Raw genomic sequence first — 26,919 nt, 5'->3', positions numbered from 1 at the left:
TAAAAGGTAACGGAGGCGCCCAAAGGTTCCCTCAGAATGGTTGGAAATCATTCGCAGAGTGTAAAGGCACAAGGGAGCTTGACTGCGAGACCTACAAGTCGAGCAGGGTCGAAAGACGGGCTTAGTGATCCGGTGGTTCCGCATGGAAGGGCCATCGCTCAACGGATAAAAGCTACCCTGGGGATAACAGGCTTATCTCCCCCAAGAGTCCACATCGACGGGGAGGTTTGGCACCTCGATGTCGGCTCATCGCATCCTGGGGCTGTAGTCGGTCCCAAGGGTTGGGCTGTTCGCCCATTAAAGCGGTACGCGAGCTGGGTTCAGAACGTCGTGAGACAGTTCGGTCCCTATCCGTCGTGGGCGTAGGAAATTTGAGAGGAGCTGTCCTTAGTACGAGAGGACCGGGATGGACACACCGCTGGTGTACCAGTTGTCTTGCCAAAGGCATCGCTGGGTAGCTATGTGTGGACGGGATAAGTGCTGAAAGCATCTAAGCATGAAGCCCCCCTCAAGATGAGATTTCCCATTACGCAAGTAAGTAAGACCCCTGAAAGACGATCAGGTAGATAGGTTCGAGATGGAAGTGCAGCGATGTACGGAGTTGACGAATACTAATAGGTCGAGGACTTAACCAAATATACTTTCATGTCACAGTTTATCCAGTTTTGAAAGAACAATTCTTTCTTATAGTCTAGTAATGATGGCAAAGAGGTCACACCTGTTCCCATGCCGAACACAGAAGTTAAGCTCTTTAGCGCCGATGGTAGTTGGGGGTTTCCCCCTGCGAGAGTAGGACGTTGCTAGGCACACCGAAGTACTGACAGAAGTCAGTGCTTTTTTTATTGTCTAAAATACTGTGGAAATTTGCCAACAATGACTCTTTTACGATACAGTGGATATGTGAAGGATGATTAGGATGAAAAAATGGATAGCGATTATAGCAACGCTAGGCTTATTGGGTTGTTTTTTATATGCTAATCAGCAATGGCTTCATCTAACGAAATACGCAATTACGTTAAAAAAGCTTCCAAAAGAAATGGATGGTTTAAAGATTGTGCAAATTTCGGATTTGCATCATGCAGAATTTGGGCATGAGCAGAGTAAACTTATTGAAAAAGTGAAAAATGAAAAGCCAGATATGATTGTGATTACGGGAGATTTAGTTGATCGCTACCATTATGACTTAGACCAGAGTTTAGAGGCTGTTGAAGGCTTTGTAAAAATTGCCCCTGTTTATTATGTGAATGGCAATCATGAAGTATCTTTAAATGATGTACCACAAATCACAAAATTATTAAAAGATATTGGCGTACATGTATTAGAAAATCAAACAGTATCGTATTATCGAAATGGTGCTGCGATTGATATTATCGGTATTGATGACCCACTAAACGGCAAAGAGACAGCGCAAATGCTGAATGAAGCTTTAGTAGGCACTGATACAGAAACATTTCGGTTATTATTAGCGCATCGCCCTGAATATTATCAGGATTATGTGAATGCGGGTATTGATTTAACATTTAATGGTCATGCACATGGTGGTCAAATAAGAATTCCTGGTATCGGTGGTCTTGTAGATCATCAAATGAATTTATTCCCAACACATATTGAAGGAATTGAGCGACAGGACCAATTGACGCAAGTCATTAGTCGAGGTCTTGGAAATAGTCGCGTCAATATTCGTCTTTTTAATCCACCTGAAATAGTCGTAGCCACGCTACATTCGGAAAAGTGATCAATTATGGTCACTTTTTTTATGTTTTCACCAAAAAAAATGCTTGACAGCGTTTGTTATTCTGAAATAGAAAAAACATGGATTTTTAGATAGAAATGGTGCATATACATGGATTTTTGCCTAAAAAATGCGTATTTCATTGACGTTCCGTAATTATCGTTTAAAATTTAAATGAGAATGATAATCAATTATATTTGGAGGGTTTAGGAAATGAAAAAATGCTTAGCGATTGCATTCGCGTTTATTCTTGCGTTGTCATTAATACCGGCACAAGAAGGTCAAGCGAAACTAAAAGATGGGAAATACAAAGTAAATTATACGGTAATGAATGCACAAGGAACTTCTGCATCATATGGTAACGACTATTTTGTGAAGCCGGCTATCGTAACGGTGAAAAATGGGAAAATGACGGCTCGTATTACAATTAAGAAAAGTAATTGGATCAAAAAATTCTCTGCGACAACAGGTGGCAATAAAGTGGTAAGTCGTAATAAAAAGAAAAATACACGTGTTGTTCAATTTAAAGTGAAAAGCTTAAGTGCTAAGAAAATGACAAAAGTAAAAACGCGTGTTGAGATTCCATCACAAAATTATTACCACTCCTACACAATGAAATTGAAATTTGGTACTGCGAAAAAGGTGAAGTAACGTGAAAAAAAGCTGGTTACTCCTTTTAATAAGCTGTCTCTTCGTACTTGCTGCTTGTAGTAATAAACAGACAGAGGAAAAGGCTGCAGCAGAAACAACGTCTGAAACGAAAACAGCTGTTGCGGGCACGATGGTTGTAGCAGATATTTTGGATAAGCTTGAAATTGATTCGGTTGTAGGTGTTCCAACGTCAACGGTTAAAATGCCTGAGCGCTATACGAAGGCAACGGAGATTGGGAATGCGATGAATCCGGATATGGAAGTTGTAAAATCACTTAATCCAGATGTTTTCATTTCTGTAACAACATTAGAATATGATTTAAAGCCTGCTGTGAAGAACATTAATGTAAATGGTGAGTTTATCGATTTACAAGGTGTGAAGCAAATGCAGGATTCGATTTTAGCGTTAGGGAAAGAGTTTAATCGGGAGGCGCAAGCCGAAAAATTAGCAAAATCATTTGATAAAAAGCTCGAGGAATTAAAAACAAAAACAGCTGATAAAAAGAAACCGAAAGTATTGGCTGTTTTAGGTGTACCAGGGAGCTATTTAGTTGCGACAGATAATTCTTACATCGGAAGTTTAATTGAAGGTGCTGGAGGCGAAAATGCGATTCAGGGACCATCAGAGGAGTACTTAGCCTCGAATACAGAATACTTGCAGCAAAGTAAGCCAGATATTATTTTACGTATGGCACATGGTATGCCAGATGAAGTAATGAAAATGTTTGATAAAGAATTTAAAACAAATACAGTGTGGAAGCATTTTGATGCGGTGAAAAATGGTCGTGTGTATGACTTAGAGGAACCGTTATTCCAAACGACAGCAAATCTACAAGTGGATGATGCGCTAGAAGAATTGTATCGAATTTTTTACGAAGAACAATAGGGGATTAAGATGACAAAAAGAATCATAAGTTTTGCAGTAGTTACGGTTTTACTGTTGGTGGCGATTTTCTTCTCGGCGACAACAGGTAGTGTCAGCATGGGGCTAGGTGAATTTATTCGTGCATTATTCGGTGAACAAAATGCGGATTTTGCAGTCATTAAAGATTTACGCTTCCCTCGAATTATTATCGCTATTTTTGCAGGGGCAGCATTATCGGTAGCGGGTGCATTGCTACAAGCAGTTATGCGTAATCCACTTGCAGATGCGGGTGTCATCGGTATTTCAGCAGGTGCGGGCTTTATGTCGATGTTCATCATTACATTTTTACCGACATTATTTTTCTTCACACCACTCTTTGCATTTATCGGCGGAGCGCTTGCATGCTTCCTTGTCTTTGCACTATCGTGGAAGTCGGGGTTAGAACCGATGCGCTTGATCTTAGTTGGTATCGCCATCAGTGCGGTATTCACAGGTCTACGCGAGGCATTTATTATGATTTGTGGCTATATGAACGTCACAATTGATGGTTCGTTTACATCGAATATGACGATGAAAACGTGGACAGAGGTAGAAATTATGGTGCTGTATGGCACGGTTGGTTTAGTGCTTGCGGTGCTATTAGTGAAATGGTGTAATCTACTAACATTAGATGATAAAACCGTACGCAGTCTAGGCTTTCCGTTGATGACGGCACGTATTGTCATTGCGGCAGTAGCGGTGCTATTATCAGCAATTGCGACAGCAGTAGCTGGTGTTATTTCATTCGTTGGTCTATTGATTCCACATATTGCACGTCGACTTGTCGGCAATGATTATAAATATGTCATTCTATTTTCAATGCTAGCGGGTGCATTACTGATTTTAATCGCGGATACTTTAGGGCGTACACTTGTAGCGCCACAAGAAATTCCGGCATCTACATTGATGGCCATTATCGGTGGACCATTCTTAATTTTCTTACTGCGAAGAGGTGACCGAGCGAAATGAACATTGAACATGTAACATTGTCATATGACGGAAGCCGTAATCATTTAGAAGATGTATCGACGGCTATTCCAAAAGGGAAAATCACAACGATTATTGGACCAAATGGGAGCGGTAAATCAACGCTCTTAAACGTTATCTCACGTAATCATAAGGTGAGCAGCGGGCTTGTGACGCTTGAGCAGAAAGATATTTTAGCATTTAAGCCAAAAGAATTTGCTAGAAAGCTAGCAATCGTTTATCAGCATAATACAACACCAGAGGAGCTAACGGTTGAGAAGCTTGTCGCATTTGGTCGCGTGCCGCATCAGCGTTTTTTGAAGCGTCAAACGGTTGAAGACGACGAGGCGATTGACTGGGCGCTATCAGCTACAAACTTATTAGATAAACGAGACCGTTCGCTCACAGCACTCTCTGGCGGTGAACGTCAGCGTGTGTGGATAGCGATGGCACTAGCACAGCGCACATCGATTTTATGCTTGGATGAACCAACAACGTATTTGGATATTTATTATCAGCTGGAACTGCTTGATTTAGTGAAGCAATTAAATCTCGAGCATGAGCTGACGATTGTGATGGTGCTGCATGATATGAATCAGGCACTGCGTTATAGCGATCATATTTTAATGATGAAGGATGGTCATATTATCGCAGAGGGCGCACCAGAAGAAGTCGTAACGGTGGAACGTGTGTATAATGTATATGGTGTGACATCACGTGTTTATCAAGACGAAGAGCTTGGTACAGTGATGATGCCAGTATCTCGTTAAAAGGAATTGCGTCAAGCGCAGTTCCTTTTTTAATGCAAAAAAAGCTAAGAGAAAAAAACGCCTCTTAGCTCTTTGGGACAATTCTTGCTATGCGAATAAGTGACAGTACGGCGCAGATGACTACTGGAATACCAAGATACAAAATGAACGCTAGACCGAGGTCGAGTGAACCAATTACGATAAAAATAATGCCAGCTGATAAAAAGGAAAAAGCAATCATCATCGCCGTTTGTTTTGGCATACCTTGTTGTAGGAAATTGCCAATTACCCAGTATTCAGTGACGCCCATGACGATGCCAACAGCGAGCATTAAAAAAGTGATTGTCATTTATATTTCGCCTCCCTATAGTATCCTTTACCCACACATGAAAAAAAGGAACCGCACTAATGTGCAGTCCCTTTTGTGTGTAGCTGTAATTTTCGTTGCTCTAGGTAGGTCGGTAAAATCATACCACCTAACACAAGGATGATGCCGAAAACTTGTAGGGGTGTTAATACTTCGCCTAGTACGATAACTGATGCAATGATAGCTACCGGTAGTTCTGTCGCACTCAGAATAGACGCTGTTGCGCCACCAACTTTTGGTACGGCAATCGAGAATAAAATAATCGGTAAAATAATCCCGAAGAAGCCAAGTGCTAGACCAAAGTATAAAAGATCTGTTGTAAATAATTTTCCGTTGACCATTACTTCTGGTGATTGGAAAAGGGATACGATAATTAAAGCGAATAGTGACATAATCAGCATGCGGCTAATCGGTGTCACACCTTCGACTGGTTTTGAGTTGAACTGCATAAAGCAAGCAAAGCTAAAGGCAGCAGCAAAACCAAATACCCAACCGCGCCAATCAAGACCTGTTAAATCAGCATCAAGTACGCCGGCAGCTAAAATGGTACCGACAATTAAAATGATGATTGAAATGACTTCCATGCGCTTTGGTAGGCGACGATGGATAAGACAATCTAGTAATACACCAATCCATGTAAATTGGAAAAGCATTACTACCGCTAATGAAGCGGGTAAATAATGGACAGATTGCCCGTAAACAATACCAGTCGTTCCGGTGAATAAACCCGCAAACATGATAATCAAAAATCCTTTGCCTGACATGCGAGGCATTTTGCGTTGTGTCAAAATAAATAATACGGCTGCTAATAAAAAGCCGATTGCATATTGTGCTGTGACCGCTTCAGAAGTAGTAAAGCCATGTTGCATGGCTACTTTAATCATCGTTGATAAAATCCCGTAACAGCTTGAGCCGACAATGATTAACAGCGGATAAAGTAATTTATTATTCATAATTTTTTTCTCCTCAAGTAAATTCACTTTCCTCATCATAACAATTCTTTTTATAATGAAAAAGGACATATGTCCAAAAAAGGGGAGCTTCTAATGAAAATTGTAAAGAATGACCAGTTATTGCATGAAAAACTAATGGCGTATCATTTTGACACCATTTTTCCTCAGCTAGAAAAGCACCCATTCATTTTACAGTCATTTGAAGCGGGCGAGATCATGCTTGATGAGGGTGTAGATATGACGGCACTGCTCTATTTAGTGGAAGGAACGATAAAAGTGACGGCAAGTGTAGGGAACGGTAAGTCGCTATTACTACGTTTCAATCATCCATTTGCGGTTATCGGGGATATTGAATTTATTCGTCATGTACCGGTGCAATCTCAAATTACAGCGGTGACCGACTGCTTATGTATTGCGGTGTCTTTTGAATATTTACGTCGTTTTGAAATGAATAACGCGGCATTTTTAAAATCACTTTTACAGCAAGTGACGTATAAATTACAGACGAATACAACCGCATCACGTGTCAATTTATTATCATCCGTTGACCAACGTTTCGCGAGTTATTTACTATCGGTCACAGATAGTGAGCATTTCGCTTATGAAATGCAGTATGCGAGTATTAGTGAGATTGCAGACTTACTTGGTACAACACATCGCCATTTAAATCGTGTTATTAAGCAACTCGTCGAACAAAAGATTATTGAAAAGAAACGACGTTCGATTCATATTTTAAATAAAGAGGCGCTAGAGGATTTATCCCAGGGCGCGCGCTATGAATAAAAAAGAGGCATCGCATGATTGCGCGCCTCTTTTTTTAATGCAATTCTTTTACTAAATGGTCAAATTCTTCGCCAATAATCATCCATGGCTCAGAAAATTTAAAGCCGACACGTTCGTATAACTGACGTGCACGGACCTTTTGTTTTTCAACGCTTAGCGATACTTTTTTATAGCCTTTTTCCTTCGCTACAACATCGGCATAGTTTAGCAGCGCTGTGCCAATACCTTGTCCGCGATGTGCGCGTGAAGAACAGATCGTATCAATATAAAATTCATCAGGGCGCGCTTCGATTTCGATTTTTGGAACCGGTGCACCTTTATCTGCTAGCCATTTTTCTAAGTTGTGATCGAGTGTTTCGGCTTTATCACCGCCGTAAACGACCATGATGCCTGCTAGCTCACCATCGAGTTCTGCTACATATGTGTTTAAGTATGAGTGGCGATTTTTTGTACCTTTAAATAAAACATTTAACATTTCTAATACTTTCTCAGAATCCTCTTCACCTGTTAAGTGGTTTGCGATTTCATCAATTGCATCCACGATTAACGGCGCAGCAAGTACGCCATCTTCCGGCTTCGCTGGTCGAATGGTTACTACCATGAAAAATCATCTCCTCTACAAAGCAGTATAGCAGACAGAACATAAAAAAGCGTTCAATAGACATAGAGCATACAGGCTAATTTTCACATTTTCGAAAAAATTGATGTAATTCTTTTTCATGTACCTTTCCTGTCGTCAGACTTCTATGGTACGATAAGGAGACATATTAATTTGAAGGAGCAGAGCAATGACACAGTCCAAAAAAGAATTCGTTTTATTATATGGGGACGCATTTGTTGATTTTATTTCAAACGACCGAACAAATACAACATTTACGAAGTTTTTAGGGGGAACAACGGTTAATGTGGCAGCCGGCGTAGCACGTATTGGCGCACCGGCCGCATTAATTACAGTTACAGGTGATGACGAGGTATCTGATTTCGTACGCAATGAGATTACGTCGGAAGGTGTTCGTTTAGATTATGCAAAAATCGTTCCAGAGAAACGCGTAACGAGTGTGGATGTTCATTTATTAGAAGGCAATGAACGCATGTTTACAAACTATATTGATGAAACACCTGATTTACAAGTAGAAGCGGATTCTTTAGTGGAAGAAGCGTTTGAAAAAGCTTCTGTCTTTAGCTTCTGTTCCAATACGATGTTTCACCCGGTAGCACTTGAAACGACGAAAAAAGCGGTTGATTTAGCTGTGAAGCATGATGCGATTATCGCAATGGATGCGAATATTCGCCCGCTTCGTTGGGAAAGTCCAAAACAATGCCATGATACGATTGCTGAGTTCTTATCAAAAGCAGATGTGTTAAAGCTAGCTGATGAAGAGCTACTGTTCTTAATGGAAGCAGAAACAATTGAAGAAGGTATTAAAAAATTAGCAGCCTATAATATTAGCCTTGTGATGGTTACAGTCGGCGCAAATGGCACTTACTTAGTGATGAACGGTGAAACACGTCACGTCCCATCAATTAAAATCGTTTGTGTGGATACAACTGGTGCTGGGGATGCCTTTATGTCGGGGATTTTACGTCAAATCCATTTAGAAGGCATGCCAACAACATTAGACCAAGCTTTTGATTACGTTTATTTTGCGAATCAATTAGGTGCAATGGCCGCAACTAAATCTGGCGCGATTACAGCGATGCCACATTTAAAAGATATTCAGCAATTAATTAAAGCGTAATTTTATAGAGGAGTAGCTCAAAAATGAGCTGCTCTTTTTTTGTGGTAAAAAACGAACAACAATTGACAGATTTTTCTGTATACTGAGGAGGGGGAGATTTCATGAATAAGACAACAGGGGTGACCGGAAATCCAATTTATCCAATTATTTTAGCGATTGGATTTTGCCATTTATTTAATGATACATTACAAGCCGTTGTGCCAGCGATGTTTCCGGTGCTTGAAAAGGAGCTCGGCTTAACGTTCACACAGCTTGGCTTTATTACATTTACACTGCAGATGATTGCATCGGTACTGCAGCCGGTATTTGGGTACTACAGTGACAAGCAGCCGAAGCCATTTTGGTTACCGCTAGCGATGATTTCGTCGTCTGTCGGCATACTCGGACTTGCGCTTGCACCAAGCTATACATGGATTATTGTGTCGATGATTTTCTTAGGATTTGGCTCTGCGATTTTTCATCCAGAGGGCTCAAAGGTGTCGTTTATGGCGGCGGGCTCAAAGCGTGGACTCGCGCAGTCGATTTACCAAGTAGGTGGCAATATTGGTCAGTCACTCGCACCATTAATTAGCGCATTCGTACTTGTACCATTTGGTCAAATCGGTGCGGCATGGTTTTTAATCGTATCAGCCGTTGGGATTTTTGTGTTATCGCGCATTGCCCTTTGGTACCGTGGTGTATTAGAAGAAGAAAAACGTTCAAATAAAAAGCGTACGCTCATTTCTAAATTTACGGCATTGTCGAAGAAGCAAGTATATGTTGCACTTGGCCTCTTATTATTTTTATTATTTATACGGTCCTTTTACGTGGCGAACATCACAAACTTCTATGTTTTCCACTTGATGGATCACTATGATTTACATGTGAAATCAGCGCAAATTGTCGTATTTGTCTTTTTATTCTTTGGCGCACTCGGCACGTTCTTCGGCGGACCACTTGCAGACCGCATTGGCAGTAAGACCGTTATTATGGCGTCGATGATTATTCCGATGCCATTTGCGATTATGTTGCCATATGTGCCACTTTGGGGCGCATGGATCCTTGCCTTTATTATCGGTTTTAGCATTATGCTTAGCTTTTCTGTAACGGTTGTTTACGCACAGGAGCTGATGCCAGATAAAATCGGTATGATGTCTGGTTTAACGGTTGGCTTATCGTTTGGGATGGGTGCACTCGGCTCTGTCGTCATTGGTATGCTGATGGACCATATAGGCATTATGGCGACGATGCAAATTGTCAGTTTCCTGCCCCTACTCGGGATTGTTGGCTTTTGGATGCCAAACGACCGCAAAGTATAACGAAAAAGAAGCGGTTAGGACAACATACGTCCTTTTTCTTTTTTCGTGTTCGCAACGAAAAACCGGAACCGCGCCACAGCGCAATTCCGGTTTTTTTATGCTCATCGGAGCGGTTGTTTTTACACGTCTTTTCCAATCTCTTCTTATTTATGCTGATTCAAATTCTGGTAATTTTTTCGCGTCTAGCTCGTCGACAGCGCCTTCATCAATTGGTACCTCATGCAGCGCACCTTTGTACATAAATTTGAAGATACCATTTTCAAAATCCGTCCCGATTTCTTTAAAGAAAATGCCCTCACAAATGACGTTTTTCTTACATACGAATGTAACTTTGTAGCGGTCGTCTTCATTTACTAAATAAGCGCGTGCACCCTTTTCAAACATCGCATCATTTGAATTGACAACCTCTCGTTCAACGGACACGACGTGTAAATCAACGAATGGCAACGCACGCAATAATAAATTGACGAATGAGCCTTTCGTGATTTCCTCCCAGCGACTTTGTGCCGTTTGACCAATGATAGCCTGCGTAATATTTAGGTCATGGCAAACTTCTGCAACGACACGCTGAATCGGGCGGTCCTCATCATCTTTAATAATAAATTCCTCAACCTCAAGCTCGTCACAAAGTTTTTGCCAATGCTCGATACTATCACGTTTTGTTGAGTCGATTTCATCTAATGGTAGACGATCGATTGTTAGTACATATAAAGGGCAATCGAGCATTTGCGCGATTTCATGCCCTCTGCGAATTAAGCGTTCTCCGTTTGGACCGTAGTATACACATACTAAAATGCTTTCATCCATACGTCCGCGTAGATATTTCACAGAAATTCCCACCTTTTCAACGATTTTTTGTATTTTCAATATAATTTCATGCAAAAGCAACCCTCATTGAATGAAAAGCACGAGAGGATTGTGTATAATTTTAGTATAAAAATAACACAAAATAGATTTTTTAAGTGCAAAATAGTACTTATTATTATGTGTTTTAATGTGGTGTTTCAGGCAAGAAAAATAATAGGGTGTTCTTTTTTCTCTATATGGCTTTCTATTATGATGGGTTACCACAGTAACGTCAAGTAAATTACAAAAGGGGGACAAAAGATTTGTGACGATTCATTTAGCGATTATTTTACCATTACTAATGGCTGCACTTATTCCATTTATTTATAAACTTTTCACAAAAATAAAAATCGGCTGGCTCGTATTGCTCGTGCCAGTGACTGTATTTATTCTACTTGCTCGGTTTATTCCACTGATTTCCTCAGGTGAAACACGAACGTATACATATGAGTGGATGCCATCGCTCGGCATTAATTTTACAACCTACTTAGATGGTCTAAGTATGATTTTTGGGTTATTAATTTCGGGGGTAGGGGCACTCGTCGTGTTATACTCTATCTTTTATTTATCCACAAAAGAGGCACTTCATAACTTTTATTGCTATTTACTATTATTCATGGGTGCGATGCTCGGCGTCGTGTTCTCAGACAACTTGATGGTGCTTTATGCATTTTGGGAATTAACGAGTGTGTCGTCATTCCTATTAATCGCTTTTTGGCATCATCGACGTGCTTCGAAGGCAGGCGCACGAAAATCAATGCTTATTACCGTATCGGGTGGTATCGCGATGTTAGCAGGCTTTATTATGCTGCACGCGATGACGGACAGCTTCAGCATCCGTGAAATCATTGCTGAGATGCCAGCGCTTACGAATGAGTCACTTTTCATTCCAGCAATGATTTGTGTATTACTTGGTGCATTTACAAAATCAGCGCAGTTCCCGTTCCATATTTGGTTACCGGATGCGATGGAGGCACCAACGCCAGTGAGTGCGTATCTTCATTCCGCAACAATGGTAAAGGCGGGGATTTATGTCGTCGCTCGTTTGACGCCAGTATTCGCCTACGATTTGACGTGGTTTTGGACGGTAACGATTGTCGGACTGATTACGCTGTTTTGGGGTTCATTTAATGCGGTGAAGCAGACCGATTTGAAGGCGCTACTTGCATTTTCAACGGTCAGTCAGCTTGGTTTAATCATGAGTCTTTTTGGTATGGGTTCTCTAGCGTTTCATGTAGATATTGATGCGTCTACGATTATTTATACGCAGGCAGCGTTTGCTGCGCTATTCCATTTAATGAATCACTCGACCTTTAAAGGGGCGCTATTTATGATGGTCGGCATTATTGACCATGAAGCGGGAACGCGTGATATTCGCCGACTTGGTGGCCTGATGACGATTATGCCAGCGACATTTACAATCGCTGTGATTGGCAGTATGTCGATGGCGGGGTTACCACCTTTTAACGGCTTTTTGAGTAAGGAAATGTTTTTAACATCGGCACTAAAGGTTGCTGAATTTGATATCTTTACGCTTTCAAGTGCAACAGCGCTTGTACCAGTCATTGCCTGGGTAGCGAGTGTCTTTACGTTTATTTATTGCATGATTATTATTTTTAAAACATTCTTTGGTACGACGGAAAAACTACCACAAGATCGTCATATTCACGAGGCGCCAATTGGCATGCTGATTTCGCCATTCGTGCTCGTATTTTTCGTCATTGCGATTTTCTTCTTTCCAAATGTGCTCGCAAAATACATTTTGGCACCGGCAATGCTGAGCGTTTATCCAGGGCTTGCATCAATGACGGATATGACGCCGCATGTCTATGCATGGCATGGCTTTAATACAGAGCTATGGATGACGATTGGTGTCGTTGTTTTTGGTTTTGTATTGTATGCGACATTATCAAAATGGCGCAATATCTACAATACGATTCCGGCACAATTCACATTAAACAATGCATTTAATCGTGTATTGGCTGAGGGTGAAAATGTGTCATCCTTTATTACGAAATTATATATGACGGGGTCGCTGCGTCATTATTCATTGTATATGTATGGCTTTTTAATTTTAGTCGTTGGCAGCTACTTTGCCTTTAGTGATACTTTCCGCTTTAGCATGGAAAATAATGCGGAGATTCATGTGTATGAGGTATTACTTGTACTTGTAATGGCAGTGGCGGCAGTAGCGATGCTGTTTGCGAAATCGTGTGTCACAGCGACAGTTTTAAATGGTGTTGTCGGCTTTGGAATTTCGCTCTTCTTCGTTATTTTCCGCGCACCAGATTTAGCGCTGACACAGCTTATTGTAGAGTCGGTAACAACGGTACTGTTCCTACTATGCTTCACGTATTTACCAACATGGAAGCCGGAGAAAACATCGCATCGCCAAAAAATGACGAATGCGACAATTTCGATTTTAGTTGGCTTGCTTGTTGTTGCGGTATCGTTATCCGTTTTATACTTCAATGAATTTAAAACCATCTCGTCATTCTTTGAAAATGCCTATGAGCTTGCGGGTGGTAAAAATATCGTTAATACGATTTTAGGTGATTTCCGTGCATTTGATACAATGCTTGAAGTTGTTGTTCTATGCATCGCGGGAATTGGCGTCTATACGATGATTAAATTTAGAACGAAGAAGGGGGACGACCGCCATGAGAATTAATGATGTCATTTTACGGACGGTCGTACGCTTTGTCGTATTTATTATTTTAACGCTAGCGATTTATTTATTTTTCGCAGGGCATTATTCGCCAGGGGGCGGCTTTATCGGTGGCTTAGTCATCGCGTCAGCTTTCGTATTATTATATGTCACATTCGACATTGAAAAAGTGAAAAAAGGCATTCCTGTCGACTTTAAAAAAGTGGCCGCGCTAGGCGTCTTCTTAGCAGTCGGTACAGGCTTTGGCTCGGTATTATTCGGCGTCGATTTTTTAACGCAAGCAGCAAAGAAATTCCATATTCCACTGCTTGGTGAAAAGGAACTTGGTACGGTGATGCTATTTGAGCTTGGCGTAGCGCTAACGGTTGTTGGTGTCGTTATGACAATCATCGTAAGTATTGCAGAGGGGGACGGAGACTAATGGAAACGTTAATGATTTTATTAATTGGCGTACTCGTCTCTGTCGCCACTTATTTAGTATTATCACGCAATGTCATTCGCGTGATTTTAGGGACTGCCGTATTATCTCATGCGGTGCATTTATTAATTTTAACAATTGGTGAAGTGAAAAAAGGGGAGGCACCACTGCTTGGTAATCAAACCGCAGATGGCCCGTATACAGATGCGCTACCACAAGCCTTGATTTTAACGGCGATTGTCATTAGCTTTGCGGTGACGGCTTTTGTGCTTGTGCTCGCATTTCGTGCCTATAAAACAAATGGTACCGACGATTTAGAAAAGTTGCGAGGTGATGAGTATGACTAACTTGATGGCGATGCCACTTGTGCTCCCAATTCTTATGGCAGTGCTACTCATTTTCTTACGTAACTACCGCTATGTACAGCGCGTACTCGTTGTGGTGACACTTCTTGTAATGATTGGCATGAGCATTGTGCTGTTACAACATGTGCATACAGATGGGATTTTACGCCTTGATTTCGGCGGCTGGCAACCACCATTTGGCATTTTATTTGTAGCGGATCCATTTGCGGTATTACTCGTATTAATTGCAACGATTGTGACGCTATTTTGTATGGTATATGCTTTTAGCTCGTTCTCAGCACGCTATGAGCGCATGTTTGCGTATCCCTTAATGTTGCTGATGCTTGCAGGGGTAAATGGCTCGTTTTTAACAGGCGATATTTTTAACTTATTCGTGTGCTTTGAAGTGATGCTACTGGCCTCTTATGCGCTCATCGCACTTGGTGGTCGTACAGAGCAGCTACGCGAATCATTGAAATACGTTATCACAAATATTATCGCGTCATGGCTATTCCTTGTAGCGATTGCCTTTTTATACGGCACAATCGGAACGCTAAATATGGCACATATTGCACAGCGTGTCCAAGAGGTCGGGTCAGACCCACTGATTACGACGATCGCACTATTTTTCTTAATTGTGTTTGCTTTAAAGGGTGGCTTACTGCTGTTCTTCTGGCTACCTGGTTCGTACAGCGTGCCTCCTGTGCCGATTGCGGCGATGTTTGGGGCCCTGCTGACGAAGGTAGGGATGTATGCGATTATTCGAACATTTACGTTAATGTTTACGGCGCAACCGGAAATCACGCATCAGCTTATTACCATTATGGCGATTATTACGCTAATTGCGGGGTCACTTGGCGCACTCGCTTACCGAGATATTCGCCAAATTGCGGCGTTTAATGTCATCATTGGTGTCGGCTTTGTATTACTAGCACTTGGCGCAAATAATGAAGCGGCTTATGCAGGGGCTATTTATTATATGATGCATGATATGGTCGGCAAGGCGATGCTGTTCTTAATTTGTGGCACGATGATTTATTTAACGAAGCAGGAGCGCTATGACGATATGAGCGGTCTGATTCGTCATTATCCGTTATTCGGCTGGATGTTTTTAGTGGTCATGGTGTCGTTGACTGGGATGCCACCGTTTAGCGGCTTCGTTGGGAAAGTTATGATGGGTGAAGGGCTTGTTGCCTCAGGTTCTTATGTGTCACTTGCAATTGGATTTGGCGCAAGTGTCATTATCTTATATTCATTGCTGCGCGTGATGCTACATGCGATTTTCGGTGAAACGATGATTGCAGATGAAGATAAGGTTAAGCTACCAAAGCCAATGCTTTTATCCATCGTTGTCCTTGGTGCTGTATCGCTTTATTTAGGAACAAGTGCAGAAATGGTATTACCATATGTGACGGATGCGGCGCGGGTACTCGCAGACCCATCGATTTATATAGAAGCGATTTTAGGAAAGTAGGAGGTGTACGAAATATGTCATCGCAGTTTTTATTAAATTTATTTATCGCGGTACTATGGATGCTATTAAAGGATGAAAATAAAATCCATTTAACGACGTTTTTTAGTGGATTTTTAATCGGCATCGTCGTGCTCTATTTAATGCATCGCTTCTTCGGTACACCGTTCTATTTGCGTCGTGTCGTAGCTATTATTAAATTAATTCTGTTGTTTTTAAGAGAACTAATCATGTCGAGTATTCTCGTTTTCAAGCAAATTTTAAGCCCGAAAATGGATATTACACCGGGAATTTTTACGTATAAAACCGATTTAAAAAGTGAAACAGAAGTGACGACACTGGCATTACTTCTTACATTAACGCCAGGCTCAGTCGTAATGGAAGTATCACCATCTGGGAATGTATTTTATATTCATGCAACGGATATGGGCGATACACGCCTGTCGATTTTAAAATCGATGCAGTCATTTGAAGATGCCATCAAGGAGGTGACACGTCGCTATGATGATTAAAGGAATCCTTACCATTGCGCTCATTTTCTTTACGATTACAGTAGTCATTTGCTTGTATCGTGTCATAAAGGGCCCAACACTACCAGACCGTGTTGTGGCGCTTGATATGATTGGTGTTAATATGTTGTCGATGATTGCGATTATCTCGCTGCTTCAAAATACGACAGCTTATTTAGAAGTTATTTTGATTCTTGGCATTCTATCATTTATTGGGACGATTGCATTCTCAAAATATATTGAGCGAGGTGTTATTATTGAACGCAAATCAAATCGTTGAGTTAATTGCAGCGTTACTTATTTTATTCGCGAGTATCATGAGTGTCATTAGTGCGTTTGGAATTATTCGAATGCCTGATGTTTATACACGTTCTCATGCGGCAACGAAAAGCTCGACGCTTGCGGTATTACTCGCACTGACAGGCGCGTTCATTTATCTAATTGCATCAACAAACTACGTCAGTATTCGTTTGCTATTAGGCATTATTTTTGTGTTCTTAACAGCACCAGTAGCGGGTCATTTAATTACGCGAGCAGCCTATCGTTCGGGTGTACCACTATCCGAGCAATCAGGTGATGATGCACTCTATGAACAAATATTTGACGAAAAAGGGAAGAAAAGAATAGAACAATGAGATGGGGAAGCCAATTTATAGGGCTTCCTTTTCTTTTTGATTACAAAGCAGGCACTTTCTAACTATTTTACGTAAAAATAAATTACAATAAAGATACCAATATCATTCAAACAAAGGGGGAGTAAGTCGTGCACATCGCTTTATTTGGCGCAACCGGGCGCGTCGGAACTGTTTTTTTACATAAGGCATTAGAAGAGGGGCATCATGTAACAGCACTTGTGCGTGATGCGACAAAATTAGCTACACATCCAAATTTAACGCTTATTGTTGGAGATGCGAAAGTATATGAGGATATTGAAAAAACGGCAACAAAAGCCGATATTATCCTATCGTCACTTAGCACAGATCAAACGACGACGCTGACGGATTCGATGAAACATATGATTGCCGTTTGTTTGAAACTTCAAATCAATCGAATCGTCTCTATTGGCACAGCGGGTATTTTAGATAGTCGTTTAGAGCCAGGCAAACTTCGCTATGACTCTGTGGAATCTCGTCGCTCGAAAAAATTTGCGGCGGAGGAACACGCAAAAACATTTTATATGTTGCAGCAAACGACGCTTGATTGGACACTTGTTTGCCCAACAGCCTTGCCAATGGGCGAACGTCTTGGCAACTACCGTGTAGAAGCCGACTTACTGCCTGAGGAAGGAAAACGCATATCCGTTTATGACACCGCAGACTTTACGTACAAAGTAATGACCGAGCATTTATTTTCAAAAAAACGTGTCGGCATTGCGTATTAATCGACTATAGGATGTGTTTGCTTTTATGAAAAATCGCAATAAATTAGCGATGCTCGCGCTCTCAGTGGGTGTGGCGCTGGGCTATAAAAAGAAAAAAGATGGCCAGGAACCTACATGGTTTCGAGCTATTCAAGACCAAGAACTTAAAGAAATAAAACGATATATAACACATGGCCAAAATGTACATGTGACAAATCGCCGAGGCCGCTCTGCATTAATGATGGCTACATACAATCATCATATAGAGCTTGTGCAGCTTTTAATTGAAGCAGGCGCCGATGTGAATCAGCAAGATGATTTAAAAAATACACCCTACTTATATGCGGCAGCAGAGGGCTATACCGAGCTTTTAGAGCTGATGAATGGAAAAGTGAATCCATACATTACAAATCGTTATGGTGCTAGTGGATTAATTTCAGCCTGTGAGCGAGGATCTGTGGATGCAGTTGAATGGATTTTAAAACATACAGCAAGTGATGTAGACCATATTAATAATCTCGGCTGGACGGCGCTACTTGAAGCTATTATTTTAGGAGATGGCAGCGGAAATTACCAGCAAATCATAAAATTATTACTTGACGCAGGGGCGAATGCCAATATTGCGGATAAAGACGGTGTTACACCACTTGAGCATGCAGAAAAGCGTGGATACACTGATATTGCTTCTCTGCTTGTACATCAGCAAAATCTGCTGTAAAAACGAAATTTACTATGTAAAAGGCTGATAATTCCGATGTTTTGTAAATTTTTTGTTCGACATTTAGGCCTATATCGTTATATAATGATTGTAATAAAGAAATCGGTTCATCGTAATTAATACATTCACTTATTGGAAGGGGATCGTGTTTTGCGATTCACTCTCTAGTAAGTGTATTTTTTTACCAATTGAAGGATCTCTATTATTAATTTTTTTTAGGAGGTCATTACACATGACACAAGGTACAGTTAAATGGTTTAACGCAGAAAAAGGCTTCGGCTTCATCGCAGTAGACGGCGGCGAAGATGTATTCGTACACTTCTCAGCAATCCAATCTGAAGGTTTCAAAACTTTAGAAGAAGGTCAAAAAGTTGAATTCACAATCGAAGAAGGCAACCGCGGACCACAAGCAGCTAACGTAGAAAAAATCTAGTAGCTGATTAAAACGGAGTTGGGATTTCCCAGCTTCGTTTTTTTTGTACCTAAATGTAGTCCTATAGTGGATAATTTCAAAAACCTATGGAATCTTTTATAATAGAGCTAATATGAATAATTTAACTATTGAAAACTGTATGCGTATACATACGAGGGGAGTGTGGGATAAGTATGACGATTTCAAATGATGGGAAACGAACAGATCACATCGAGGGGGATGTTGATTTAGCAGATTTATCTGAACTGAAACGAGTTTATATTGAGCAGGCAGAGAAGCGTCTGCCACATTATTATTCGCCGGATAAGCAAGTGATGCTACAAAATATGTCGCGTACTGAAATTTACGAAAAGGGTTTGCCACGTGAGATTTTATGGAAAATGGTCGAGTATAACTTGAGCGCTAAAAATGGAATTTCAACGAAACGAATGTGTACAATCGTCGAGCATATTGATTATTTAGCATCGCAATATGTAACGTATCATGCACGGATTCATCGTGATTTTGAACAAGATGAGCGTGAAGTAGAGCTAAACAATTTGCGTGAAATTTTCAATCGTAGCTTTGAGCGAATGGCGAGTGTATTTGTTGAAGACATTGGCGACTTTCTTGCGCGGAATGAATTACCAGATGAAGGCCCGTTATTATTTGAATCAATCCAAGAATTATACCGCCGTAAAATTTATCAGTATGCAGAATATGTACGCTTGCATGAGGATTTTGCACAAGTAGTTGGTACAGCGGAGGAATGGCTATTACGCGATTCTTATTTCATGGGCGATATTTTACGTCTTGTAACATTAAAGAACGGTACAGAGCTTCCTGAGCGCCTTTATAGTGAACAGGAGCTGATTGCGGTAGCAGCGTTCTATCAGTCTGCACGTAAATGGCTCATTATGCAAAAATCCACAGCTGTTAGTGAGGAGCAGTTAGGGATTGAACTAGGGATTTTCGCGATGAAGACACAGGTGTTAATTGAGCATCCACAAATCACACCAGGCCTACGTAAAAAATTCCAAATTGCTTACAACTCATTTTATAACTATAAGGTGAATGATTTAGACAAGCGTCAGCACGAAGAAGCTATGAATCCGTATGAGCCAGATAAGCGTTTATATGGACCAATTGACCGCGAGGCTGTGGCGCTTTGGACGAATAAATTGCATAAGCTTGCTATTGCACATGCTATCGAGCCGATTTTCACGAATGTCGTACATGAAGCGTTTGAAATCTTTGATGAAAAGGTTCGCCTTGGTAGTACACTAGAGCGCTATCAAGATTCAAATGAATGGTACCGCTTCAATCAGCAAGATGATATGATCAGTCCAGAGGCAGATGCTTTTACGTTACAGCTTCGTATTGCTGACTGGAATAAATTTTTGAAAATCATTAAAGCAGAAGAATTTTGGTTTTTCGAGATAAAATATTAAATTATTAACTGAATTGTGTTTTATATAAAAAGAAGTGGGTAAATAATAAGTAATCCTTAATAGAAAATGCGAAATAGTTAATGACCACATTGTTGGCTTATCCATTTCGCTTGGATAAGCGAATATCACTTACACCTAATGCTTTCTATTAAGGAACGTAATTAGACAGCTAGAATCTCCCATAGTCTAGATTTGTCAAATAGGCGTTCGCTCTTCCTTTTACCGATTAACCGTCGGGCGTGTCCATAATGATGAGCAGGGGCTAACGTCTATACATAACCACTTGCTTTGCAGGTGGTATGTAATCTCCCTTTTCATATTCTTTTTTGACTCATCGATGTTGATGAGTTTTTTTTTTGCGACAAAATTTGTCTTAATAGCTTCGAAATAAAAGAGGGCACTTTCAAAGGGGATAATCTTTGGAAGTGTTTTTTTGATGAAAAAAACAAGCGTATGCATGCAAAACAAAATTGAAAACGATTAGAGATGAAGTTAGCAAATGCACTAGTGACTGAAATGAAGATGGTGAGGGACATCATTTACACAAAGTAATGCAGTTAGGAGAAAGGACCAACGGAAGAAACATTGCTAGCGGTACAAAGTGAAGTCTAGCTAGCACTTTTAAAAAGTACAGTGCATGCTTATCAGCAATCAAAAAAGGCGTTATCATGAGCATGCCTAGGAAAGACATACTAGCTGATAACGCCTGCATTAAAATAGTTAACTATGACAATTATACGCGCATTTTAGCAAAGCTAAATCTCAGTTACGTACCGAAAAAAAGATGGCAAAATAAGAATTTGACGGCGACTCCTAGGGGAATAGCATGAGTGGAAGACCCCGCAGTGAGCTTGCGAGCGAGGCGGCTTCCGCCATGCCCCAGGAAAGCGTCCGTCAAATTTAATTGAAAAAATGTGTCTTTTTCTTTGTCTTACTTTCGTAGGTCAGTTCCCTTTAGCGCGATGCCTTTTTTATTACGATTCTTTAATTAATGTAGCTGTGCACATATATTCGCCAGCAGTTCAGTCGTTGAAACCGTTGTATCACCGCCACCTTGTGCGAAGCTATCGTTACCGCCACCCTTGCCGTTAATGGCTGTAAGTACTTGTTTTAGGACATCATTGGCACTTTTTGCTACGGCTGTTTCTTTTCCTTTTGCAATAACGATTTGTGTTTTCGTACCATCAGCGGATACGAGTGCTACTGTTTTGTCAGTATGCTCGTTTGTTAGTGTACGCGCAATTTTTTGGAGTTGCTGCATTGAGTAATCATCAAATGTTGTCGCAATGACAATGTTGTCTGTTGCTGCTAATTGAGCGATTTCAATGTCGAGTAATTGCTCGCGTGCTTGTGCCAATTGCTTTTCAAGCTTTTTATTCGTTTCAAGTAAGCCCTCGATACCAATCGCAATCTCGCTTTCTGGACGACTTACGAGCTTCGCTGCTTGTGCCATAACGTCTTTACGCATTGTCATATTTTCACGTAGGCGTTCGCCACACATAAAGTGCACACGCGTTTGTTTTTTCTGACGCTCAGTTGATAAAATTTTAATCATTGCGACCTCGCCAGTTGTGCGTGGATGCGTACCACCGCAGCCGTTATAGTCAAAGTCTGGGATGATGACAAGACGTACATCGTCAGTGAATTTTAATTGCTTACGGAGCGGATAACTTGCAGCCTCTTCTGCCGTTACCCATTTCGTTTCGATTGGACGGTTTTCAAGCACAATTTCATTTGCGCGGTCCTCTGCCTGTTGTAGTTGTGCAGGCGTCACATGTTCTGTGTCTAAATCAATCGTAATCGTGCCAGAGCCTAAATGAAATGACACCGTTTGATAATCAAATAACTCAACGAATGCGGCCGTTAAAATATGCTGTCCCGCATGCTGTTGCATATGATCAAAGCGTACCGCCCAGTCGAGTTGACCATGAACCATACCGCTAAGTTCGGCGTCTACATAATGACGGATTTCGCCGTCAATTTTTTGAACATCTGTGACACGTACATCATTGAGTGTCCCGATATCTGCCGGCTGACCGCCACCTTCTGGATAAAAGGCTGTATTGTCTAAGACGACATAGAAGCCTTGGTCGTCTGTCCCTGTGTGAAGAATGTTTGCGTCAAATGCTTGTATGTACGCATCTTTGTAATAAAATAAATCGTGCATGAAAAAACGCCTCCTTTTCGTGTTATTTCTATTGTACCGAATTTTATCGAAAGAAAAATAGTGGTCAAAACTTTACTAATTGAAAATATTCGTTATCATAAAGAGTGAACTAGTATTAAAGGAGCTTAAAGAATGAACATTCTCGCATATATGATGGAAGAAATTAAAGACCCAACAAACATTTTGGAAGGTCAACGCTTCGAATTTTTATTAGATATCGAAGTAGACGAAGAAGATGAACTTTATACTGAAGGTGGCATCGACCTACGTGTTATCGTTTCAAAAAATGACGATGACATTAAAATCGAAAATTATTTCTTCATTCAAAAATCAGACCAAAAAGTACTTGAATTTGGTTTAGAAGACGATGAAGAAGCAGAAGTGTTGGCATTTGTTAAGCAACATATTCTAGCTGGAGAGTAATCACGAGGGAGGGGCTATGACAATCGTCAAGCCTCCTCTTTTTTAATGAAAGGGGGAATAAATATGTCGGCTTATATGCAGCCGCTTTATTCTGCTTCGATTGCCTTTGTGTTATTAGGCTTCGTATTATGGATTCCTTGGATGATACATATGTATCGCAAACACGGCTTTTTCTCATTATCCCAAACGTTATTATCATTTTCATTTGTTTTTTATATGATATCAGCGTTATTTTTAGTACTACTACCACTGCCTGACACGCGCAATACGTGTGCGATGCAAAATCCCAATACCCAGCATTATTCGCTGATGCCATTCCGTTTTATTGCGGATACATTAAGTGGGGGCTGGTTTGATATTAAACGGCCCGCAACGTATATGCTCGTCTTTAAACAACCGGCATTTTATCAAGCATTCTTTAACTTCATTTTATTAATGCCACTTGGCGTTTACTTACGTTATTTCTTAACGCATAAAAAATTATGGTGGAAAGCGGCGATCATTGCTTTCTTCGTGACATTATTCTATGAAGTAACACAAATTACCGGCATTTATGGTATTTACAACTGCGCATACCGTATTTTTGATGTTGATGATTTAATGTTAAATACAATGGGCGGCATTTTAGGCTTCTTCTTAGCACCAGCGGCTCTTGCGATTTTCCCATCAAAAGAACGCATTGATGCGCGTGCGAAATATTTATTAGAGCGCGATGAAGTGAAAGCCATGTCCGTATTGCTTGCGATTGCGATTGATATTTTCTTAGTAGATATTATTCGTCAAATTATTTTACACTTCACGAATCAAAATGAAGTAACATCGTTTATCGTGTTCTCGGTCGTATCATTCCTTTGGATGTGCGTCGTACCAATTCTTTGGAATGGTCGCACAGTTGGTACCGCCATTATGCGCTTCCGCTACGATAGTAAGTTATCGAAGAAAACGACGATTTCACGTTTAATTAAACGGTATGCCGCTTTTTATATGGCGTACTTTACGCTTGCGATAGTAGGTGTATTAAATAATGTCGAAGTAACGATGGCTTCACCTTACTACAAAGCATCTGTCTTTTTAGCATTCGGCTCTGCGGTATTAACGGCGATTTTAATGGTTGTACTCTTTATCCACATTATGCTTGTCGTATTTGGTAAAGGAAAACGTCGCTTCTTCTTTGACGAATCTGCAGATCTGTATACAACACGTAAAAAATAATGATTAAGACGTTCCTCACAAAAAGGGGCGTCTTTTTTTGTGGAATTAAGGTTGTTGTAAGGTTGGCATAAACCAGCTGTAAGGAGCCTCGTTTATAGTAAGGGTATGAACAACGATGAAAGAGGGATGGCATATGACATTATTAGATGTAGCACATATACAAAAAAAGTTTGGTAAAGGACAAAATGAAGTTACTGCGCTGAACGACGTTACATTTTCAATCGACAAGGGTGAATTTGTTGGTATTATGGGGCCAAGTGGAGCAGGAAAATCAACACTGCTTAATTTATTAGCAACGATTGATACACCAACTGAGGGCTCGATTATTATGAATAATTTAAATTTACATGCGATGAGTGAAAATGAGTTGGCGGATTTTCGTCGTGATCATCTCGGCTTTATTTTTCAGGACTATAACTTACTTGATTCACTGACGGTGAAAGAAAATATTTTACTACCACTCGCTATAGCGAAAGTGAAGGCGAGTGAAATTAATCAGCGCGTCCAGGACATCGCGAATTTATTTGGTATCGCAAATCTACTCGAAAAATATCCCGTGCAAATTTCAGGTGGACAGAAGCAACGTACGGCAGCGGCACGTGCACTTGTGACAGAGCCTTCGATGATTTTAGCGGATGAACCAACCGGCGCACTGGATTCAAAATCAGCGACCGATTTACTCGAAAGTCTGCAGCATCTAAATGAAGCAAAACAATCAACGATTATGATGGTGACACATGATGCCTTTGCGGCTAGCTTTTGTGAGCGTATTTTATTTATTCAAGACGGGGCGTTATCAACAGAACTTCATAAGGCGGGGAAACCACGAAAAGAATTTTTCCAAGAGATTTTAAGCACAGTCGCAACATTTGGAGGTGGCGCGCATGACGTTATTTAGCATCGCTAAAAAGAATGTTGCGCGTAACTTCTCGCAGTACTTTCTCTATATCGCATCGATGGTTTTTTCGATTGTTATTTACTTCACGTTTGTGACATTGAAATATAGCGACACCATTGAACGCGAAATTGAAAGTTCACAAAAAATCGGCTCACTTATGAGTGGCGCAGCGTTCGTATTAATCTTTTTTGTCGCGATTTTCATTTTTTACTGCAATGCCTTTTTTATGAAGAAGCGAAAAAAAGAAGTGGCACTCTATGCATTACTCGGTGTTCGAAAACGCCAAATCGGCTTTATGCTATTTTTTGAAAACTTATTACTTGGCGCTGTATCATTGCTTGCGGGTATCATTATCGGCTTTCTGGCATCAAAAGGACTGTTGTCGATTTTAATTCGATTAATGGGCTATGATGTCGCGGCACCGTTTGCCTTTTCATGGCAGGCAGTAATGAATACAGTCATCATCTTTATGATTATTTTTCTTGTGACGTCACTGCAAGGCTACCGCGTCATTTACCAATTTAAATTGATTGATCTATTCCATGCTTCTGCAAAAGGAGAGGCTGTTACAAAGCCCAATCCAGTCATCGCAGCTATTGGCGTCTTTTTAGTTGGACTTGGTTACTTCCTTGCGCTACAAGATATGACTAGTAAAATTTGGCAGGTGCTCGGCTTCTTAGTAACCCCAATGGTTATTTTATTCGCAACGATTATTGGAACGTATTTATTGTTTCATAGCTTTACAGGAACGATGTTAAAATGGCTGAAAAAATCCGAAAAATGGCTATGGCGCGATCTGCGTGTGCTAACCATTTCACAGCTATTACATCGTGTGAAGGCACATGCGACGACACTTACGCTCATTGCGATTTTAAGCGCAACTACGATTACAGCGGGCGGTGCGGTCTTCGGCTTGTATTACAATATTTCATCGACTGTTAAACAAATGGATCCAAACACGTATATGTTTGTCGAGCAGGACGAGGCGACAACGAAAAAAATCAATCGTATCGTTGGGGATACGGATTATAACCGTGTTGTCGAAACAATTGAACAAAACTTCACGTATAACGACGAGAAGATGGCGTATACATTACTATCAGAAAGTGAGTACAATCGTTTAGCGAATGTACAACAGCGTGATGAAATTCATGTGAAGGGGCATCAACTTTATGCGCTTGATGCGGCATATGATGAACGTTTTTCACCGAGCTATACGAATATGACGCTACAAACGAAGCAAGAAGATTTTAAAGTCATCGATTACAAACCGTATAATTTGTTGAACTCAGCGCTTGCGTACTCAACAATGGTTGTGTCTGATGACGTATACGATACATTTGCTGCAAAAAAATCAGCAAAACTTCAACATTTCCGTGTCGTCATCGACCCAGATGCGACAAAGGCTGATGCGAAAAAAGTGGCGACAATACTTCCAGAAGATGCACAGTTAAGCAGTCAGCCGGCAGATATGCAGGCAAATGTTGAAAGCATGGGGGTGCTACTATTTATCGGTAGCTTCTTAGGGCTTGTATTCCTCGCTGCAACGGGCAGCATCATTTACTTTAAAATGTTGACAGAGGCAGAAGAGGACAAAGCAAAATATGTGATGCTTCATAAAATGGGGGTATCAATGAAGGCCATGCGTCGCTCGATTGCAGGACAAAATGTTGTGATTTTCTTCGTACCATTACTTATCGGTATCCTTCACAGTGCAGTCGCACTAAAGGCATTTTCGAGTTTACTAAGTATGAATTTAATTATCCCAGTATGCATGTGGATGCTCGCGTACACAATGATTTATGCGTTATTCTATGTATTAACAGTATGGTCGTATACAAAAATGATAAAACAAACAATTCAAACGGAGGGTGTATAAT

The 26,919-nt window shown here is 40.7% G+C and carries 28 protein-coding genes and 2 rRNA genes; 25 read left to right on the top strand and 5 right to left on the bottom strand.

What is annotated here, in order from left to right:
* The 7 genes from QI30_RS03640 to QI30_RS03610 all read left to right on the top strand — a co-directional run.
* Positions 1-635 (top strand): 23S ribosomal RNA (locus QI30_RS03640); the annotation flags it as partial.
* Between the two features lie 55 nt (positions 636-690).
* A 5S ribosomal RNA gene (gene rrf / locus QI30_RS03635) occupies positions 691-806 on the top strand.
* Positions 807-916: 110 nt separating this feature from the next.
* The gene (locus QI30_RS03630) at positions 917-1,735 is read left to right on the top strand and encodes a metallophosphoesterase (protein ID WP_126989593.1); all 819 of its coding nucleotides are present in this window, start codon (positions 917-919) and stop codon (positions 1,733-1,735) included.
* A 210-nt stretch (positions 1,736-1,945) separates the two neighbouring features.
* Positions 1,946-2,383, top strand: coding sequence for an NEAT domain-containing protein (locus tag QI30_RS03625; protein ID WP_126989592.1), 438 nt, complete (start codon positions 1,946-1,948; stop codon positions 2,381-2,383).
* A gap of 1 nt (position 2,384) precedes the next feature.
* Positions 2,385-3,269 carry a heme ABC transporter substrate-binding protein IsdE gene (gene isdE, locus QI30_RS03620; RefSeq protein WP_126989591.1) on the top strand — a complete coding sequence of 295 codons (885 nt, stop codon included), beginning with the start codon at positions 2,385-2,387 and terminating at the stop codon, positions 3,267-3,269.
* Between the two features lie 9 nt (positions 3,270-3,278).
* Positions 3,279-4,256 (top strand): FecCD family ABC transporter permease, encoded by a 978-nt coding sequence (locus QI30_RS03615; protein WP_126989590.1) that lies wholly within the window; start codon positions 3,279-3,281, stop codon positions 4,254-4,256.
* On the top strand, positions 4,253-5,023 hold the full coding sequence (locus tag QI30_RS03610) for an ABC transporter ATP-binding protein (RefSeq protein ID WP_126989589.1): 771 nt from the start codon (positions 4,253-4,255) through the stop codon (positions 5,021-5,023). The genes QI30_RS03615 and QI30_RS03610 overlap by 4 nt, the downstream gene beginning before the upstream one ends.
* Before the next feature lie 64 nt (positions 5,024-5,087).
* Here QI30_RS03610 and QI30_RS03605 read toward each other — a convergent pair whose 3' ends face one another.
* Positions 5,088-5,351, bottom strand: coding sequence for a hypothetical protein (locus QI30_RS03605; RefSeq protein ID WP_126989588.1), 264 nt, complete (start codon positions 5,349-5,351; stop codon positions 5,088-5,090).
* 56 nt (positions 5,352-5,407) lie between these two features.
* Positions 5,408-6,322, bottom strand: coding sequence for an EamA family transporter (locus QI30_RS03600; RefSeq protein WP_126989587.1), 915 nt, complete (start codon positions 6,320-6,322; stop codon positions 5,408-5,410).
* 93 nt (positions 6,323-6,415) lie between these two features.
* On the opposite strand from QI30_RS03600, the gene QI30_RS03595 reads away from it, so the two are divergent.
* Entirely contained in the window at positions 6,416-7,105 is a 690-nt protein-coding gene (locus tag QI30_RS03595; RefSeq protein WP_126989586.1) for a Crp/Fnr family transcriptional regulator, read from the top strand.
* Between the two features lie 34 nt (positions 7,106-7,139).
* Here QI30_RS03595 and QI30_RS03590 read toward each other — a convergent pair whose 3' ends face one another.
* The gene (locus tag QI30_RS03590) at positions 7,140-7,706 is read right to left on the bottom strand and encodes a GNAT family N-acetyltransferase (protein ID WP_126989585.1); all 567 of its coding nucleotides are present in this window, start codon (positions 7,704-7,706) and stop codon (positions 7,140-7,142) included.
* A gap of 187 nt (positions 7,707-7,893) precedes the next feature.
* Between QI30_RS03590 and QI30_RS03585 the strand changes: the two genes are divergently transcribed.
* Together QI30_RS03585 and QI30_RS03580 are read left to right on the top strand one after the other, a co-directional pair.
* Positions 7,894-8,844 (top strand): carbohydrate kinase family protein, encoded by a 951-nt coding sequence (locus tag QI30_RS03585; protein WP_126989584.1) that lies wholly within the window; start codon positions 7,894-7,896, stop codon positions 8,842-8,844.
* A gap of 101 nt (positions 8,845-8,945) precedes the next feature.
* Positions 8,946-10,142 (top strand): MFS transporter, encoded by a 1,197-nt coding sequence (locus QI30_RS03580; RefSeq protein WP_126989583.1) that lies wholly within the window; start codon positions 8,946-8,948, stop codon positions 10,140-10,142.
* 147 nt (positions 10,143-10,289) lie between these two features.
* On the opposite strand, the gene QI30_RS03575 is transcribed toward QI30_RS03580, so the two are convergent.
* Positions 10,290-10,970 carry a histidine kinase gene (locus QI30_RS03575; protein ID WP_126989582.1) on the bottom strand — a complete coding sequence of 227 codons (681 nt, stop codon included), beginning with the start codon at positions 10,968-10,970 and terminating at the stop codon, positions 10,290-10,292.
* A gap of 283 nt (positions 10,971-11,253) precedes the next feature.
* Here QI30_RS03575 and QI30_RS03570 point away from each other — a divergent pair, with 283 nt between their 5' ends.
* The 11 genes from QI30_RS03570 (at position 11,254) to QI30_RS03520 (ending at position 20,339) form a co-directional block, all read left to right on the top strand.
* Entirely contained in the window at positions 11,254-13,659 is a 2,406-nt protein-coding gene (locus QI30_RS03570; RefSeq protein ID WP_126989581.1) for a Na+/H+ antiporter subunit A, read from the top strand.
* Positions 13,649-14,077, top strand: coding sequence for a Na(+)/H(+) antiporter subunit B (locus tag QI30_RS03565; RefSeq protein WP_126989580.1), 429 nt, complete (start codon positions 13,649-13,651; stop codon positions 14,075-14,077). The genes QI30_RS03570 and QI30_RS03565 overlap by 11 nt, the downstream gene beginning before the upstream one ends.
* Positions 14,077-14,421 carry a Na(+)/H(+) antiporter subunit C gene (locus QI30_RS03560; protein ID WP_126989579.1) on the top strand — a complete coding sequence of 115 codons (345 nt, stop codon included), beginning with the start codon at positions 14,077-14,079 and terminating at the stop codon, positions 14,419-14,421. Before QI30_RS03565 ends, QI30_RS03560 begins: the two co-directional genes overlap by 1 nt.
* Positions 14,414-15,892 carry a Na+/H+ antiporter subunit D gene (locus QI30_RS03555; RefSeq protein WP_126989578.1) on the top strand — a complete coding sequence of 493 codons (1,479 nt, stop codon included), beginning with the start codon at positions 14,414-14,416 and terminating at the stop codon, positions 15,890-15,892. The genes QI30_RS03560 and QI30_RS03555 overlap by 8 nt, the downstream gene beginning before the upstream one ends.
* Positions 15,893-15,906: 14 nt before the next feature.
* A complete protein-coding gene (locus QI30_RS03550) occupies positions 15,907-16,401 on the top strand; it encodes a Na+/H+ antiporter subunit E (protein WP_126989577.1) in 495 nt (164 codons plus the stop codon).
* Positions 16,394-16,678, top strand: coding sequence for a Na(+)/H(+) antiporter subunit F1 (locus tag QI30_RS03545; protein ID WP_126989595.1), 285 nt, complete (start codon positions 16,394-16,396; stop codon positions 16,676-16,678). Before QI30_RS03550 ends, QI30_RS03545 begins: the two co-directional genes overlap by 8 nt.
* Positions 16,656-17,033, top strand: coding sequence for a Na+/H+ antiporter subunit G (locus tag QI30_RS03540; protein WP_126989576.1), 378 nt, complete (start codon positions 16,656-16,658; stop codon positions 17,031-17,033). Before QI30_RS03545 ends, QI30_RS03540 begins: the two co-directional genes overlap by 23 nt.
* Before the next feature lie 128 nt (positions 17,034-17,161).
* Positions 17,162-17,779 (top strand): NAD(P)-dependent oxidoreductase, encoded by a 618-nt coding sequence (locus QI30_RS03535; protein ID WP_126989575.1) that lies wholly within the window; start codon positions 17,162-17,164, stop codon positions 17,777-17,779.
* 25 nt (positions 17,780-17,804) lie between these two features.
* On the top strand, positions 17,805-18,476 hold the full coding sequence (locus QI30_RS03530; protein WP_126989574.1) for an ankyrin repeat domain-containing protein: 672 nt from the start codon (positions 17,805-17,807) through the stop codon (positions 18,474-18,476).
* A gap of 232 nt (positions 18,477-18,708) precedes the next feature.
* Positions 18,709-18,909, top strand: coding sequence for a cold-shock protein (locus QI30_RS03525; RefSeq protein ID WP_126989573.1), 201 nt, complete (start codon positions 18,709-18,711; stop codon positions 18,907-18,909).
* A gap of 173 nt (positions 18,910-19,082) precedes the next feature.
* Positions 19,083-20,339, top strand: a complete 1,257-nt coding sequence (locus tag QI30_RS03520) for a hypothetical protein (protein WP_126989572.1) — start codon at positions 19,083-19,085, stop codon at positions 20,337-20,339.
* 988 nt (positions 20,340-21,327) lie between these two features.
* Here the strand turns inward: QI30_RS03520 and QI30_RS03515 are convergent.
* On the bottom strand, positions 21,328-22,506 hold the full coding sequence (locus tag QI30_RS03515; protein ID WP_126989571.1) for an alanyl-tRNA editing protein: 1,179 nt from the start codon (positions 22,504-22,506) through the stop codon (positions 21,328-21,330).
* Between the two features lie 132 nt (positions 22,507-22,638).
* On the opposite strand from QI30_RS03515, the gene QI30_RS03510 reads away from it, so the two are divergent.
* From QI30_RS03510 to QI30_RS03495, 4 genes are all read left to right on the top strand, one after another.
* Positions 22,639-22,929: a DUF6509 family protein gene (locus tag QI30_RS03510; protein ID WP_126989570.1), complete on the top strand. Its 291-nt coding sequence runs from the start codon at positions 22,639-22,641 to the stop codon at positions 22,927-22,929.
* A 63-nt stretch (positions 22,930-22,992) separates the two neighbouring features.
* A complete protein-coding gene (locus QI30_RS03505; RefSeq protein WP_126989569.1) occupies positions 22,993-24,141 on the top strand; it encodes a VanZ family protein in 1,149 nt (382 codons plus the stop codon).
* A gap of 133 nt (positions 24,142-24,274) precedes the next feature.
* Positions 24,275-25,039, top strand: a complete 765-nt coding sequence (locus tag QI30_RS03500; RefSeq protein WP_126989568.1) for an ABC transporter ATP-binding protein — start codon at positions 24,275-24,277, stop codon at positions 25,037-25,039.
* Complete coding sequence (locus tag QI30_RS03495; RefSeq protein ID WP_126989567.1) at positions 25,026-26,918, top strand: ABC transporter permease; 1,893 nt, start codon at positions 25,026-25,028, stop codon at positions 26,916-26,918. The genes QI30_RS03500 and QI30_RS03495 overlap by 14 nt, the downstream gene beginning before the upstream one ends.
* Position 26,919 lies beyond the last annotated feature (1 nt).

It is taken from the genome of Candidatus Kurthia intestinigallinarum, assembly GCF_003991225.1.
GTDB lineage: Bacteria > Bacillota > Bacilli > Bacillales_A > Planococcaceae > Kurthia > Kurthia populi.
This window is presented reverse-complemented; position numbering and strand designations above follow the sequence as displayed.